We start from the raw sequence: 15,730 nt of genomic DNA on the forward strand, positions 1-15,730 counted from the left end.
TGAGAAACTGGTTGCGACAATGGATAGCTACATTCCAGAGCCAGTGAGAAACATTGACAGACCGTTCCTGCTGCCGATTGAAGACGTATTCTCAATTTCTGGCCGTGGAACAGTAGTTACTGGCCGTGTTGAAAGCGGAATTGTTAAAGTTGGTGAAGAGGTTGAGATCGTTGGTATCCGTGATACTCAGAAAACAACCTGTACTGGTGTTGAAATGTTCCGTAAACTGCTTGACGAAGGTCGTGCAGGGGATAACGTAGGCGTATTGCTGCGTGGAACGAAACGTGACGATGTTGAGCGTGGTCAGGTACTGGCAAAACCAGGCACAATCAAGCCACACACAAAATTCGAAGCGGAAGTATACGTATTGTCAAAAGAAGAGGGCGGACGTCACACTCCATTCTTTAATGGATACAGACCTCAGTTCTATTTCAGAACAACAGACGTAACTGGATCATGCGAATTGCCAGCAGGCATCGAAATGGTAATGCCAGGCGATAACGTACAGATGGTAGTTAGTCTGCATTCGCCAATCGCTATGGACGAAGGTCTGCGTTTTGCGATTCGTGAAGGCGGCCGTACTGTTGGTGCCGGTGTTGTTGCTAAAATCATCGAATAAGATGATATAATGGGTGTGAAGAGTAATCTTCACATCCGCATAAACGTTAAGTTAGGCCAGTAGCTCAATTGGCAGAGTGGCGGTCTCCAAAACCGCAGGTTGGGGGTTCGATTCCCTCCTGGCCTGCCAACAACCTAGAATTGGGAACATTCCAATGGGTTCAAAAAACAGTTTTAAAGAAATTGGATTGTGGACAGCAATAGTACTGGTTACTTTTGCTGCTTTCTTTTTTACATATTACTACAATTTTACTGGCCCTGTTAAAGCCATTATTTGGATAAGCTGGTTAGTAGCCGTTGTTCTATTAGGATTTTTTACATCCAAAGGTCAACAAGTTGCCGTTTTTGCAAATGAAGCGAAAGTTGAAATGCAAAAAGTGGTCTGGCCTACCAGGCAGGAAACAGTTCAAACTACATCAATCGTTATGATTATGGTAGCGGTTACAGGTTTCATTCTTTGGGGTGTCGATTCCGGGATGATGTGGATCATTGCTAAAATAACACGTTTAGGTTAATAAATGGCAGAAGAACAGAAATCAAAAAAATGGTATGTTGTTCATGCCTATTCAGGCTACGAAAACTTTGTTATGCGCGAAATTAAAGAGCGCGCGCAACATAGAGGACTGCAGGATAGAATTGGCGAAGTTGTTGTTCCTTCCGAAGAAGTCGTAGAGATGCGTGCTGGTCAAAAGCGAAAAAGTACGCGTAAGTTTTTTCCCGGTTATGTCCTGGTCAATATGGTTCTTGATGACGATATCTGGCATATGATCAGTGCCATACCCAGAGTACTTGGATTTATTGGTGGAACAGGCAAAACTCCAACTCCTATTTCTGATAAAGAGGCAAGCGCAATTCTACAACGAGTTGAAGAAGGCGTTACCAAGCCAAGACCGAAAATTCTATTTGAACCGGGTGAAGTTGTTCGAGTCAAAGAAGGTCCATTTGTTGACTTTAATGGCGTGGTTGAAGAGGTTAATTATGAGAAAAGCCGACTGAGAGTTGCAGTTCTTATTTTTGGCCGTTCAACACCTGTCGAGCTTGAATTCAGCCAGGTCGAAAAAACCTAGTTTTGTAAAACGGGGAGCATAGAAGCGTAAGCGAATATGCGTTTAACCCACCTGAGGAGTAAAAATGGCTAAAAAAGTAGAAGCGTATATTAAATTACAGATTCCAGCCGGTAAGGCGAATCCAAGTCCACCAGTTGGGCCAGCACTTGGTCAACGCGGTGTTAACATTATGGAATTCTGTAAAGCATTTAATGCTGCAACACAAAACATGGAACAAGGCTTGCCTACACCTGTTGTGATTACAGTATACAGTGACCGTAGTTTTACCTTTATTACCAAAACGCCCCCTGCATCAGTACTGTTGAAAAAAGCTGCTGGTATTCAAAGTGGAAGTGGTACACCGAATACTAAGAAAGTGGCAAAACTAACTGTTGCACAGCTTGAAGAGATTGCTAAAACGAAAGAGCCTGATTTGACAGCAGCTAGTCTTGCTGCGGCTGTTCGTACAATCGCAGGCACTGCACGCAGTATGGGTATTGACGTTGAAGGTTTGGAATAAGAGGTTAACATGGCACAGAAATTAACTAAAAAGCAACAGAGAATTCGTGAGCGTGTAAAGCCCAACTATCTTTACCCCGCGGCTGAAGCAATTGGCGTATTAAAAGAATTCGTCAGTGAAAAATTTATGGAAGGCATAGACATCAGTGTTAACCTTGGTGTTGATCCACGTAAATCTGATCAGGTCGTTCGTGCATCGACAACCCTGCCTAAAGGTACTGGTAAAACAGTGCGCGTAGCAGTATTTGCTCAAGGTGATAATGCAACTAAAGCTAAAAATGCTGGTGCTGATCTGGTGGGTTTTGAAGATCTGGCAGAGCAAATCAAAGCAGGCGAAATGAACTTTGATGTTGTTATTGCTACACCTGACGCAATGCGAATCGTGGGTCAATTGGGTCAGATTCTTGGTCCAAGAGGATTAATGCCTAACCCCAAAGTTGGCACAGTTACTACTAACGTTGAAGCAGCTGTTAACGATGCCAAATCAGGTCAGGTTCGTTATAGAACTGACAAAAACGGTATTATTCACTGCACAGTTGGTAAAGCTAATTTCGCAGCAGAAGATCTGATAGAGAATATTACTGCTTTGATCATTGACTTGAAAAAGGCAAAACCAGCTACATCAAAAGGCGTGTACATTAAGAAGATTACCCTGTCTTCTACTATGGGTCCTGGATTACCTATTGATATTGCATCAATACCTGTGTAAAATACACCGCCCTTTAAAACGGTTTCACGGCATAGACTTGGTTCGATGCCGTCGAAGACCGCAGGTGCCGTAAAGGCTTAATAGCCTGCGCAGACGGTGAACCGACTCTGGGATTTCCTATGAGACGGCCACCATAACTGTCAAATCAATATTGATTTGAACAAATAGGAGGTCATTAACGTGACGATAACTTTAGCTGCAAAAAAAGCCGTAGTTGAAGAAGTAACAGCAGTTGCTTCCAAAGCAGTATCGGCCGTAGTTGCTGATTATCGTGGTTTGACTGTAAATCAAATGACCCAATTGCGCAGTCAGGCGAGAAAATCTGGTGTTTATCTGCGTGTTGTTAGGAATACACTGACAAGACGAGCTTTTGAAAACACTGAATTTGAGTGCCTGAGTGATAAATTGGTTGGTCCATTATTTGTTGCTTTATCACTAAATGCACCAAGTGATGCAGCTCGTTTGCTGAAAGACTTTACTAAAACATTTGATAAGCTTGAAATCAAAGCTCTGTCTGTAGGTGGAAAAGTATACAGCGCTGATCAACTTGAACAAGTTGCCAGTCTGCCCACCAAGGATGAGGCATTAGCTAAGCTGATGTATGTGATGAAAGCACCTGTTGAGAAATTTGTTCGTACACTTGCAGAGCCTCATGCCAAATTGGTAAGAACAGTAGCTGCAATTAAAGATCAAAAGAATCAATAAAACCACGTAATCAATATTATATAATTTAGGAGCTAGTAATGGCTGTTACAAAAAATGAAATTTTAGAAACAATTTCTAACATGACTGTTATGGAAGTTGTTGAACTGATCGAAGCAATGGAAGAAAAATTTGGCGTTTCTGCTGCCGCTGCTGCTGTTGCAGTTGCTGCTCCAGCTGCTGGTGGCGCTGCTGCTGCAGAAGAAAAAACTGAATTTGACGTAGTTATGTCAAGCTTTGGCGCGAACAAAGTTGGCGTAATCAAGACAATTCGTGAAATCACTGGACTTGGCCTTAAAGAAGCTAAAGATCTGGTTGAAGCTGCTCCTTCTACAGTTAAAGAAGGCGTTAGCGCTGATGAAGCTAAATCGATCAAAGCTAAGCTGGAAGAAGCTGGCGCGTCTGTTGATATTAAGTAATATCATAGAAAATAAAAATAACCCGGCCATGTTTATACATGGCTGGGTTTGTGTGTTTGATTTTATCAATAAATTACAGAGGAACTACCATGGCCGAAGCTGCTCAATATTCACATGCTGAGAAACAACGAATTCGCAAAAGCTTTGGTAGGCAGGCGGATATAATGCCTATCCCCAACCTGCTTGAAATCCAAGTAAAATCGTATGCTGACTTTCTCAACCCGGATTCAAAAGCAAACGTGCATCAAAAAACCGGATTGCATGCAGCGATTTCTTCAGCTTTCCCAATTGAAAGCTTTTCAAAAAATGCTCGTCTGGAATATGTTAGCTACAAATTAGGTGAGCCAGCTTTTGATGTACGCGAGTGCAAGCTGCGTGGTTTAACCTATTCTGCTCCCTTAAGAGTAAAAGTAAGATTGGTTGTACTTGATAAAGACGCCCCAGGCGATGATAAACCAATCAAAGACATTCGCGAGCAAGATGTCTTTATGGGCGAACTGCCCCTGATGACTGATGTTGGCACATTTGTTATCAACGGTACTGAGCGTGTCGTTGTATCACAGCTGCACCGTTCTCCCGGCGTAATTTTTGAGCATGACCGAGGAAAAACACATTCTTCCGGAAAACTATTATATTCAGCCAGAATTATTCCTTACCGCGGCTCATGGCTTGATTTTGAATTTGATCCTAAAGATTGCGTCTTTGCAAGGATCGATCGCCGAAGAAAATTACCAGTTACTGTATTATTAAGAGCGCTTGGTCTGGAAACTGAAGATATCCTGGCTGAGTTTTTTGAAACAACAGTCTGCCAACTTAAAAATGGCGAATTCCATATTAATCTAATCCCTGCAAGATTACGCGGTGAAATTGCTTCATTTGATATTTTAGTACCTGAAACAGGTGAATTAATTGTTGAGCAAGGACGCCGTATAACTGCCCGTCATATTAAATTGATGGAAAAAAACAATATGCAGGATCTGATTGTTCCAAGAGATTACCTGATTGGTAAAACACTTGCTAAACATATTGTTGATACGTCAACTGGCGAAATGCTGGCAGAAGCGAATAGCGAGATCACTGATGCTCTGCTGGATCAACTGGCAGATCAAGGTATTCTGTCATTTGAAACCATTTATACTAACGACCTGGATCATGGTTCCTACATATCAGATACTTTAAAAACTGATTCTACAACAAGCCAATTGGAAGCGCTGGTAGAAATATACCGTATGATGCGTCCTGGCGAGCCGCCAACCAAAGAAGCTGCAGAAGCTTTATTTGAGAACCTGTTTTTTGCTGAGGATCGTTATGACCTGTCAGCAGTAGGCCGAATGAAATTCAACCGCCGTGTTGGCCGCAAAGAAGATACCGGTCCTGGCACATTAACAAGAGAAGATATTCTGGCTGTTATCAAGACCCTGATTGATATCCGAAATGGTATTGGCATGGTTGACGATATTGATCACCTCGGTAACCGCCGTGTACGTAGTGTCGGTGAAATGACAGAGAATCAATTCCGTGTTGGTCTTGTTCGTGTTGAAAGAGCAGTGAAGGAGCGTTTGAGTCTTGTTGAGTCAGAGAATCTTATGCCGCAAGATCTGATCAATGCCAAACCGGTATCAGCAGCAATTAAGGAATTTTTTGGTTCCAGCCAGTTGTCACAATTTATGGATCAGGTAAATCCATTATCCGGCGTGACTCATAAACGCCGTGTTTCTGCATTAGGCCCAGGTGGTCTGACTCGTGAACGTGCCGGATTCGAAGTGCGTGACGTGCATACAACACATTACGGCCGTGTATGCCCAATTGAAACGCCTGAGGGTCCAAACATTGGTTTGATTAACTCTCTGTCGGTTTACGCCCGTACCAACGATTACGGTTTTATCGAAACACCTTGCCGTAAAGTTGTAGATGGCCGTGTGACCGATGAAATTGAATATTTATCTGCTATTGAAGAAGTTGATCACTACATCGCGCAATCAACAGTAAAAGTTGATGAGCAGGGTAACATTCTTGCTGACCTGGTACCTTGCCGTCATCAAAACGAGTTTTCACTGACGACTCCAGATAAAATCAGCTATATGGATGTTTCGCCCAAACAGATCGTTTCTGTAGCTGCCTCGCTGATTCCGTTCCTGGAGCACGATGACGCGAACCGTGCGCTAATGGGATCAAACATGCAACGTCAGGCTGTTCCTACCCTGCGTTCCGAGAAACCATTGGTTGGTACTGGTATGGAGCGTACTGTAGCAACAGACTCTGGAGTCTCCGTTGTAGCAAAACGAGGCGGTATCGTTGATCTGGTTGACGCTTCACGTATTGTTATTCGAGTAAATGATGATGAGACGACAGCTGGCGAAACGGGTGTAGATATCTACAACCTGACAAAATATTTCAGATCGAATCAGGATACCTGTATTAATCAGCAACCTATCGTATCAGCTGGCGATGTTATCCGGCGTGGTGATGTTCTTGCAGACGGCCCCTGTACAGATATGGGTGAGCTGGCCCTGGGGCAAAATCTGTTAGTAGCCTTTATGCCCTGGAACGGGTACAACTTCGAGGACTCCATTCTAATTTCCGAGCGTATCGTACAGGAAGATCGTTTTACAACGATCCACATAGAAGAGTTAACTTGTATTGCCCGTGATACCAAGCTTGGTCCAGAAGAGATTACTTCGGATATTCCAAATGTTGGGGAATCTGCGCTGGCTAACCTTGATCAGTCTGGTGTTGTCTATATCGGTGCCGAAGTCAGCGCTGGCGACATTCTGGTTGGTAAAGTTACTCCAAAAGGTGAAACCCAACTGACTCCTGAAGAGAAATTGTTAAGAGCAATTTTCGGTGAAAAGGCCTCTGATGTTAAGGATTCATCAATGCGTGTTCCTTCCGGTATGAATGGAACTGTAATCGATGTTCAGGTCTTTACCCGTGATGGCCTCGAAAAAGATGAAAGAGCCAAGAGCATTGAAGAAGAACATCTGGCTCGTGTACGCAAAGACTTGATTGACGAGCGCCGTATTCGCGAAGAAGATATCTATCACCGCGTTCATAACCTGTTAATTGCTAAAACCGCAACAGGCGGTCCTGCTGGAATTAAACGCGGCAGCGCGATTACTGAAGAGCAATTATCAGCTGTTGATCGTGAAAAATGGTTTGATATCCGCGTTGATGATGAAGCAGTCAGTCAAAGCCTGGAACAGCTTTCCAAACAAATGGAACTGCTCGGCAAGGAAATGGAAAAACGATTCAATGACAATCGTAAAAAAATCATCCAGGGAGATGATCTTGCTCCAGGCGTACTGAAGATTGTTAAAGTCTATCTGGCAGTAAAACGCCGTATTCAGCCAGGCGACAAGATGGCGGGCCGTCATGGTAATAAAGGGGTTATTTCAATAGTAGTGCCTGTTGAAGATATGCCTTATATGGAAGACGGTACAACGGTTGATATCGTTCTTAACCCGTTGGGCGTTCCTTCACGTATGAACATTGGTCAGGTACTGGAAACACACCTTGGTTTAGCTGCAAAAGGCTTGGGTCATCGTATTGCCAATCTGCTTGATACTCAGCAACCAATAAGTGAATTGCGTGGTTATCTGAATAAGATATACAACCATGACAATACCGCTCGTGTTGATTTGGCCAAGCTTGATGATTCTGAAGTGAAAATTCTTGCTGATAATCTGCGTGCTGGTGTACCAATGGCAACACCGGTATTTGATGGAGCAAGTGAGAAAGAAATTAAATCCATGCTTGAATTAGCGGGATTAAGGCCTGATGGTAAAACCATGCTGATTGATGGCAGAACTGGCCGTCAGTTTGATAATCCGGTAACTGTAGGCTACATGTACATGCTGAAACTGAACCACTTGGTTGATGATAAGATGCATGCGCGTTCGACTGGTTCTTACAGCCTTGTAACTCAGCAGCCACTAGGCGGTAAAGCGCAGTTTGGAGGCCAGCGTTTTGGTGAGATGGAGGTATGGGCTCTTGAAGCATATGGTGCTGCTTACACCTTACAGGAAATGTTGACGGTTAAATCAGATGATGTAAGCGGGCGAACCAAGATATATAAAAATATTGTCGATGGTGATCACCGTATGGATCCTGGCATGCCTGAATCCTTTAACGTACTGTTAAAAGAAATCCGGGCATTGGGTATAGATATAGAACTGGATCACGGCTAAACAACATCATTTACTTATTGTGATGTTTTATGACTAATAATTTTTGGAGGCATGAACTTGGCTAATCTAAGTGGAAACCCCATGCGTAAACCCCCAGTGATGAGCGATCTGCTGGGGATACTGAAACAAGGCGAGATCGAAGATTTTGATGCGATACGTATTGCACTGGCTTCGCCCGATTTAATTCGTTCCTGGTCATACGGGGAAGTAAAAAAACCGGAAACAATTAATTACCGAACCTTTAAGCCTGAGCGTGATGGTCTTTTTTGCGCTAAAACTTTCGGGCCTGTTAAAGATTACGAATGTCTGTGCGGAAAGTATAAACGCCTGAAACACCGTGGCGTCATTTGTGAAAAATGCGGTGTTGAGCTTGCGTTGGCAAAAGTACGCCGTGAACGAATGGGACACATTGAGCTTGCAAGCCCTGTGGCTCATATCTGGTTCCTGAAATCATTACCGTCCCGTATCGGTCTGCTGCTTGATATGACTTTAAGAGATATTGAGCGTGTCCTTTATTTTGAAGCATTTGTTGTGGTTGAGCCCGGGATGACAGAGCTTGAGCGCGGCCAATTACTCAATGATGAAGCATACCTTGAAGCAATGGAACAATATGGCGATGAATTCGATGCCCGCATGGGTGCTGAAGCGATTCGCGATCTGTTGCGTCAGATTGATCTCGAAGAAGAAATCCGTAATCTGCGTGAAGAGCTGCCAACAACAAATTCTGAAACAAAAATTAAAAAGATTACAAAACGGCTTAAATTACTGGAAGCATTCTATGAGTCTGGTAATAAACCCGAATGGATGATTATGGATGTACTGCCTGTACTTCCTCCTGATTTGCGTCCATTGGTCCCGCTGGATGGAGGCAGATTTGCCACTTCCGACTTGAACGATCTGTACCGGCGCGTAATCAATAGAAATAACCGTCTGAAACGATTATTGGATCTGAATGCTCCTGATATTATCGTACGTAACGAAAAGCGCATGTTGCAGGAAGCCGTTGATGCGCTGTTGGACAACGGCCGCCGTGGTAGAGCTATCACAGGTACTAATAAACGGCCATTGAAATCGCTTGCTGATATGATCAAGGGTAAGCAAGGCCGATTCAGACAAAACCTTCTGGGTAAACGTGTTGACTATTCTGGCCGTTCAGTAATTGTAGTAGGTCCTACTTTACGTCTGCATCAGTGCGGTTTACCAAAAAAAATGGCGCTTGAATTATTTAAGCCTTTCATTTTCAGTAAACTTGAATTCCGTGGATTAGCGACAACAATTAAAGCCGCTAAGAAAATGGTTGAGCGTGAAGAACCTGTGGTATGGGATATACTTGAAGATGTTATCCGCGAACATCCGATTCTGCTTAACCGTGCTCCTACATTGCACCGTTTAGGTATTCAGGCTTTTGAACCGCTGCTTATCGAAGGTAAAGCGATACAGTTACATCCGCTGGTATGTACAGCATATAATGCCGACTTCGACGGTGACCAGATGGCTGTGCACATTCCATTAACACTTGAAGCTCAGCTTGAAGCTCGTTCGTTAATGATGTCCACTAACAATATTCTTTCACCTGCGAATGGTGAGCCTATCATTGTACCTAGCCAGGACGTAGTTCTTGGATTGTATTACCTGACCCGTGAGAAAGTAGGTGCGCCTGGTGAAGGAAAAATTTTCGCTAGCCCTCAGGAAGTACAGAATTTTTATGAAGCTGCCCTTGTAGATATTCATGCTAAAATCAAGGTCCGTATGGCTAAAGATGAGCCAGGCGAAGAGGGCTATCATCTGGTTGAAACAACCGTTGGACGCGCAATTCTGTCTGAAATTTTGCCACAAGGAATGCCGTTCTCCACTATCAATCGGGTTATGACTAAAAAAGCTATTTCAAAAGTAGTTGATAGTTGCTACCGGCGTTTTGGCTTGAAAGAAACGGTAATTTTCGCTGACCAATTGATGTATACCGGCTTTAAATATGCAACCCGGGCAGGTGCGTCTATTGGAATTGAAGATATGGAGATTCCGGAAGATAAAGCGTCAATTATTGAAAAAGCAGATAATGAAGTAAGGGAAATTGAAGCTCAATTCCGTTCGGGTCTTGTTACCAACGGTGAGCGTTACAACAAAGTAATTGATATCTGGTCACGTACAAATGAGCTTGTAGCTAAATCAATGATGACCCGAATCGCTACTGAGGAAGTGGAAGATGGCAACGGCGGGAAAGTTCGCCAGGAATCATTTAACCCTATCTTTATGATGGCGGACTCAGGTGCTCGGGGATCGGCAGCGCAGATTCGTCAGTTAGCTGGTATGCGTGGTCTGATGGCCGCTCCGGACGGCTCAATTATTGAGACGCCGATTACAGCGAATTTCCGTGAAGGATTAAACGTATTCCAATACTTTATTTCCACTCACGGGGCGCGTAAAGGTCTTGCTGATACGGCGTTAAAAACAGCAAATTCTGGTTACCTGACCCGACGTCTGGTTGACGTAGCGCAAGATGTGGTAATTACCGAAATCGATTGCGGTACAGAAAACGGTATTCTAATGCAGCCGCTGATTGAGGGCGGTGATATCGTTGAGCCATTGCACGAGCGTGTATTAGGCCGTGTAGTCGCTGTTGATGTTTATATTCCAAATCAGAATGATCCCATCGTTACAGCCGGCACTTTGCTTGATGAAGAATGGGTTGAGAAGCTGGAAAAACTGGGTGTTGACCAGGTAATGGTACGATCGCCGATCACCTGTGAAACCCGTTTTGGTTTATGCGCCAACTGTTATGGCCGTGATCTGGCAAGAGGACATCTGGTTAACACAGGCGAAGCAGTTGGTATTATCGCTGCCCAGTCAATCGGAGAGCCAGGAACACAGTTAACCATGCGTACGTTCCACATTGGGGGAGCTGCGTCACGGGCTACAGCGGCAAACAATATCCAGATTAAAAACAGAGGGGTTATCCGCTTACATAACATTAAGACGGTTAAACATGAAAATGGCAACCTGGTTGCAGTATCACGCTCTGGCGAAGTGTCAATTATTGATGATTTCGGCCGTGAAAGAGAGCGATACAAACTGCCTTATGGAGCGGTATTAACTGTTCATGACAACATGGCTGTTGACGCTGGTCAGGTTATTGCAAGCTGGGATCCGCATACCCACCCGGTTATTTCCGAGGTAACAGGTCGATTGAAATTTATTGACCTGATCGAAGGAATTACCATGAACCGCCAGACGGATGAACTGACTGGGTTAAGTAATATCGTTGTTATTGATGCAAAACAGCGTAGTTCGCTTGGCCGTGACATGCGACCAATGGTTAAGCTGGTTTCTGATGACGGCGAAGATATCTTCCTGGCTGGTACCAACGTTCCTGCACAATACTACTTGCCAGTTGATGCCATCATTAACTTTGAAGACGGCAGTCTGGTAGGAGTGGGTGACGTAATCGCGCGTATTCCGCAAGAGCGTTCAAAGACACGTGATATTACCGGGGGTCTGCCACGAGTGGCGGATCTGTTTGAAGCAAGAAAACCAAAAGATGCGGCTGTGATGGCAGAAGTTTCTGGTCTGGTTAACTTTGGTAAAGAAACTAAAGGCAAGCGAAGACTGATCATTACTGCATCTGAAAATCAGGCACATGAAGAATTGATTCCAAAATGGCGTCATATTTCAGTGTTCGAAGGTGAGTATGTTGAGCGCGGGGAAACCATTGCGGAAGGTCCATTAAATCCGCACGATATCCTCCGCTTACTGGGCGTTGGCGCACTGGCCAATTACATTGTTAACGAAGTGCAAGACGTATATCGCTTACAAGGCGTTAAAATCAACGATAAGCACATTGAAACAATTGTAAGGCAAATGCTGCGTAAACGCGTTATTACCAGTGCTGGCGATTCAAGATTCCTGGTTGGCGAACATGTTGAAGAAAGTGTTATGCTGCAGGAAAATGACAAGCTGGCAGCAGAAGGAAAAGTAGTGGCGAGGGGTACGCCAATCCTGTTGGGTATTACCAAGGCATCACTCGCAACAGAATCATTTATTTCTGCTGCTTCCTTCCAGGAAACAACACGTGTGTTAACTGAAGCGGCAGTTAGTGGTAAAGTAGATGATCTGCGTGGATTAAAAGAAAACGTGATGGTAGGTAGATTAATTCCAGCTGGTACTGGATATGCATACCACCAGAACAGGAAAGCAAAGCGTGCAAAAACTGCATTGAATGAGCAAAGTTCACATACAGTAACCGCAAGCGATGTTGAGCATGCATTGAGTGAGGCACTCAATGCCGATAACCATGATGAGTAATCTGGATTTTACCCTCCAGCGGATTAAAACTTGACAAATCCGCTGGAGCTATATAGAATCCGGCCTCCTTATGCATTCGAAATTATTACAAAGAAAGTTCGGAGTTAAGAATAAATGGCTACTATTAATCAGCTAGTAAGAAAGCCTCGAGAGGACGCTAAGAAGAAAAGTAACGTCCCGGCTTTAGAATCCTGTCCACAGCGTAGAGGAGTTTGTACGCGTGTGTACACTACAACACCCAAAAAGCCTAATTCGGCTATGCGTAAGGTAGCAAGGGTGCGTTTAACGAATGGTTTTGAAGTAACCTCCTATATTGGCGGTGAAGGCCACAACCTGCAAGAGCACTCTGTTGTACTGATTCGAGGCGGTCGTGTTAAAGACTTGCCTGGTGTTCGTTACCACACAGTACGTGGTAGTTTGGATACGTCTGGTGTTACTGACCGTAAGCAAGGACGTTCTAAATACGGTACTAAAAAACCGAAAGACAAGAAATAACTGATTACTGTAGGAATTCGACATGCCAAGAAGAAGAGAAGTACCCAAACGTGAAATTCTGCCAGATCCTAAGCATCATAGCGAATTGCTGGCTAAATTTATTAACGTTCTTATGGTTAGCGGTAAAAAATCAATTGCCGAAAAAATTATTTACGGCGCATTGGATTTGCTGAATGACCGTGTCAAAAAAGCCAAAAAAAATGACGAAGACGGCGACGAAGGAAGCGCTACTGGTTCTGCTAGTGGTGTTTTGCGCTATTTCGAGCAGGCTTTGGATAATGTTCGCCCAACAGTTGAAGTGCGTTCACGCCGAGTTGGTGGAGCGACTTACCAGGTTCCTGTTGAAGTAAGGTTCGATCGCAGTATCGCTCTGGGAATGCGCTGGATAGTTCAGGCAGCTCGTTCAAGAGGCGAGAAAGGCATGATGTTAAGGCTGGCAGGCGAGTTGATGGACGCTTATGAAAATAAAGGTTCCGCAGCTAAGAAGCGTGAAGATACACACAAAATGGCAAAAGCCAACCAGGCATTTGCTCATTTCAGATGGAATTAAGAGAGGTATAACGTGTCTACTCCATTAGAGCTATACAGAAATATCGGCATTGCTGCACACGTTGATGCCGGAAAAACGACCACCACAGAGCGGGTTCTGTTTTATACCGGAATGTCGCACAAAATAGGTGAAGTGCACGACGGTGCTGCAACAATGGACTGGATGGTTCAAGAGCAGGAACGCGGTATTACAATTACATCTGCTGCAACGACTTGTTACTGGGAAGGGATGGATAAACAATATCCACGTCATCGTGTTAACATTATCGATACCCCGGGACACGTTGACTTCATGATTGAAGTAGAGCGGTCATTGCGTGTTCTTGACGGTGCTGTTGTTGTATTCGACGCAGTATCAGGTGTTGAGCCACAATCAGAAACTGTATGGCGCCAGGCAGACAAATACGGCGTTCCACGTATTGTATTTGTTAACAAAATGGATCGTATGGGTGCAAATTTCCTGCGTGTAGTTGGCCAGATCCAGCAACGTCTCGGTTCAAACCCGATTGTTGTACAATTGCCTGTCGGCGCAGAAGACGCCTTTAAAGGAGTCGTTGACCTCATCAAAATGAAATCCATTCATTGGGATGAAGAAAGCAAAGGTATGTCCTTTGAATACAAAGATATCCCTGCTGAAATGCTTGCACAATGCGAAGAGTACCGTGCCAAGATTATTGAAGCGGCTGCTGAAGCAAATGAAGAGCTGATGGAAAAATATCTTGAAGGTGAAGAGTTCACTGAAGAAGAAATCAAAAAAGCGCTTCGTCAACGTACAGTCACCAACCAGATCGTTCCTGTATTTTGTGGTTCAGCCTTCAAAAATAAAGGCGTTCAGGCTGTCTTGGATGGTGTGGTTGATTACTTGCCGTCACCATTAGATATTCCAGACGTAAAGGGTGTCGATGAATATGGTGAAGAAACGCATCGTAAAACAGCGTACGACGCACCTTTCTCAGCCTTGGCTTTCAAAATTGCAACAGACCCGTTTGTTGGAACATTAACTTATTTCCGAGCGTATTCTGGCGTACTTAAGAGTGGCGACACAATTTACAATCCAGTAAAAGGCAAACGCGAGCGTATTGGACGTTTACTTCAGATGCACGCTAATTCACGCGAAGAAATCAAAGAAGTAAGAGCAGGAGACATTGCTGCTGCTGTAGGCCTGAAAACTGTTACAACTGGTGATACACTCTGCGATCTTAACCAGGTAGTTACGCTTGAGCGTATGGACTTTCCAGATCCTGTAATTGCAGTTGCTGTTGAGCCAAAAACCAAAGCAGACCAGGAAAAAATGTCAATCGCTTTAGGTAAACTTGCTCAGGAAGATCCTTCATTCCGTGTACACACTGATGAAGAATCTGGTCAAACAATTATTCAAGGTATGGGTGAACTCCATCTCGAAATTATTGTTGACCGTATGAAACGTGAATTCAATGTAGAAGCTAATGTTGGTAAACCACAAGTAGCATACAGAGAAACTATCAAGCAAGCAGTTGAGCAAGAAGGCAAGTTTGTTCGTCAATCAGGTGGTAGAGGTCAGTACGGTCACGTCTGGCTTAAAATTGAACCTCAAGAACCTGGTGCTGGATATGAGTTTGTTAACGCGATTGTTGGTGGAGTTATTCCGAAAGAATACATTCCTGCCGTTGACAAGGGTATTCAGGAACAATTACAAAATGGTGTTATTGCTGGTTATCCAGTAGTTGATGTTAAAGTAACATTATTTGATGGTTCATTCCACGAAGTAGACTCCAGTGAAATGGCGTTTAAGATTGCTGGTTCTATGTGCTTCAAGCAAGGTGCTGCAAAAGCGAAACCTGTATTACTTGAACCAATTATGAGCGTCGAAGTAGTCACACCAGAAGATTACATGGGTGATGTTATGGGCGATCTCAACAGACGTAGAGGTCTGGTTCAAGGAATGGAAGATTCTCCGGCTGGTAAAGTTATCCGTGCAGAAGTTCCTCTCGCTGAAATGTTTGGTTATGCAACCGATGTTCGTTCAGCAACTCAGGGGCGTGCAACATATTCTATGGAATTCAGCAGATACGCAGAAGCTCCAACGAATATCGCTGAAGCAATTATTAAGAAACAATAAAAGTTAATGAGGTATTGAAATGGCGAAGGAAAAGTTTGAGCGTAAAAAGCCACACGTTAACGTAGGCACAATTGGCCACGTTGACCATG

General features: G+C 44.0%; 13 protein-coding genes and 1 tRNA gene. All 14 read left to right on the forward strand.

From position 1 onward, the window contains the following. A partial coding sequence (locus tag ACFORL_RS05770; protein WP_382342004.1) for an EF-Tu C-terminal domain-related protein occupies window positions 1-619 on the forward strand: 619 nt, incomplete at its 5' end. 53 nt (window positions 620-672) lie between these two features. After that, window positions 673-748: transfer RNA gene (locus ACFORL_RS05775), tRNA-Trp, on the forward strand. Between the two features lie 25 nt (window positions 749-773). After that, the gene (gene secE, locus ACFORL_RS05780; RefSeq protein ID WP_382342006.1) at window positions 774-1,133 is read left to right on the forward strand and encodes a preprotein translocase subunit SecE; all 360 of its coding nucleotides are present in this window, start codon (window positions 774-776) and stop codon (window positions 1,131-1,133) included. A gap of 3 nt (window positions 1,134-1,136) precedes the next feature. After that, window positions 1,137-1,685 (forward strand): transcription termination/antitermination protein NusG, encoded by a 549-nt coding sequence (nusG, locus tag ACFORL_RS05785; protein ID WP_382342008.1) that lies wholly within the window; start codon window positions 1,137-1,139, stop codon window positions 1,683-1,685. Between the two features lie 64 nt (window positions 1,686-1,749). Continuing rightward, a complete protein-coding gene (gene rplK, locus ACFORL_RS05790; RefSeq protein ID WP_382342010.1) occupies window positions 1,750-2,184 on the forward strand; it encodes a 50S ribosomal protein L11 in 435 nt (144 codons plus the stop codon). A gap of 9 nt (window positions 2,185-2,193) precedes the next feature. After that, entirely contained in the window at window positions 2,194-2,892 is a 699-nt protein-coding gene (gene rplA / locus ACFORL_RS05795) for a 50S ribosomal protein L1 (protein WP_382342012.1), read from the forward strand. Window positions 2,893-3,072: 180 nt separating this feature from the next. Next, entirely contained in the window at window positions 3,073-3,597 is a 525-nt protein-coding gene (gene rplJ / locus ACFORL_RS05800) for a 50S ribosomal protein L10 (protein WP_382342014.1), read from the forward strand. 38 nt (window positions 3,598-3,635) lie between these two features. Next, window positions 3,636-4,013, forward strand: coding sequence for a 50S ribosomal protein L7/L12 (gene rplL, locus ACFORL_RS05805; RefSeq protein WP_382342016.1), 378 nt, complete (start codon window positions 3,636-3,638; stop codon window positions 4,011-4,013). An 89-nt stretch (window positions 4,014-4,102) separates the two neighbouring features. Further along, complete coding sequence (rpoB, locus tag ACFORL_RS05810) at window positions 4,103-8,200, forward strand: DNA-directed RNA polymerase subunit beta (RefSeq protein ID WP_382342018.1); 4,098 nt, start codon at window positions 4,103-4,105, stop codon at window positions 8,198-8,200. A 99-nt stretch (window positions 8,201-8,299) separates the two neighbouring features. Then, window positions 8,300-12,499 carry a DNA-directed RNA polymerase subunit beta' gene (gene rpoC, locus ACFORL_RS05815; protein ID WP_382342026.1) on the forward strand — a complete coding sequence of 1,400 codons (4,200 nt, stop codon included), beginning with the start codon at window positions 8,300-8,302 and terminating at the stop codon, window positions 12,497-12,499. A gap of 114 nt (window positions 12,500-12,613) precedes the next feature. After that, a complete protein-coding gene (rpsL, locus tag ACFORL_RS05820) occupies window positions 12,614-12,994 on the forward strand; it encodes a 30S ribosomal protein S12 (protein ID WP_382342020.1) in 381 nt (126 codons plus the stop codon). Between the two features lie 22 nt (window positions 12,995-13,016). Next, entirely contained in the window at window positions 13,017-13,544 is a 528-nt protein-coding gene (gene rpsG / locus ACFORL_RS05825; protein ID WP_382342022.1) for a 30S ribosomal protein S7, read from the forward strand. A 12-nt stretch (window positions 13,545-13,556) separates the two neighbouring features. Continuing rightward, entirely contained in the window at window positions 13,557-15,641 is a 2,085-nt protein-coding gene (fusA, locus tag ACFORL_RS05830) for an elongation factor G (RefSeq protein WP_382342024.1), read from the forward strand. A 19-nt stretch (window positions 15,642-15,660) separates the two neighbouring features. Beyond that, window positions 15,661-15,730, forward strand: a 70-nt coding sequence (locus ACFORL_RS12810; protein ID WP_232322316.1) for a hypothetical protein, incomplete at its 3' end; no start/stop codon positions are given.

The sequence above is a fragment of the Legionella dresdenensis genome (assembly GCF_042649825.1).
Lineage (GTDB): Bacteria > Pseudomonadota > Gammaproteobacteria > Legionellales > Legionellaceae > Legionella_C > Legionella_C dresdenensis.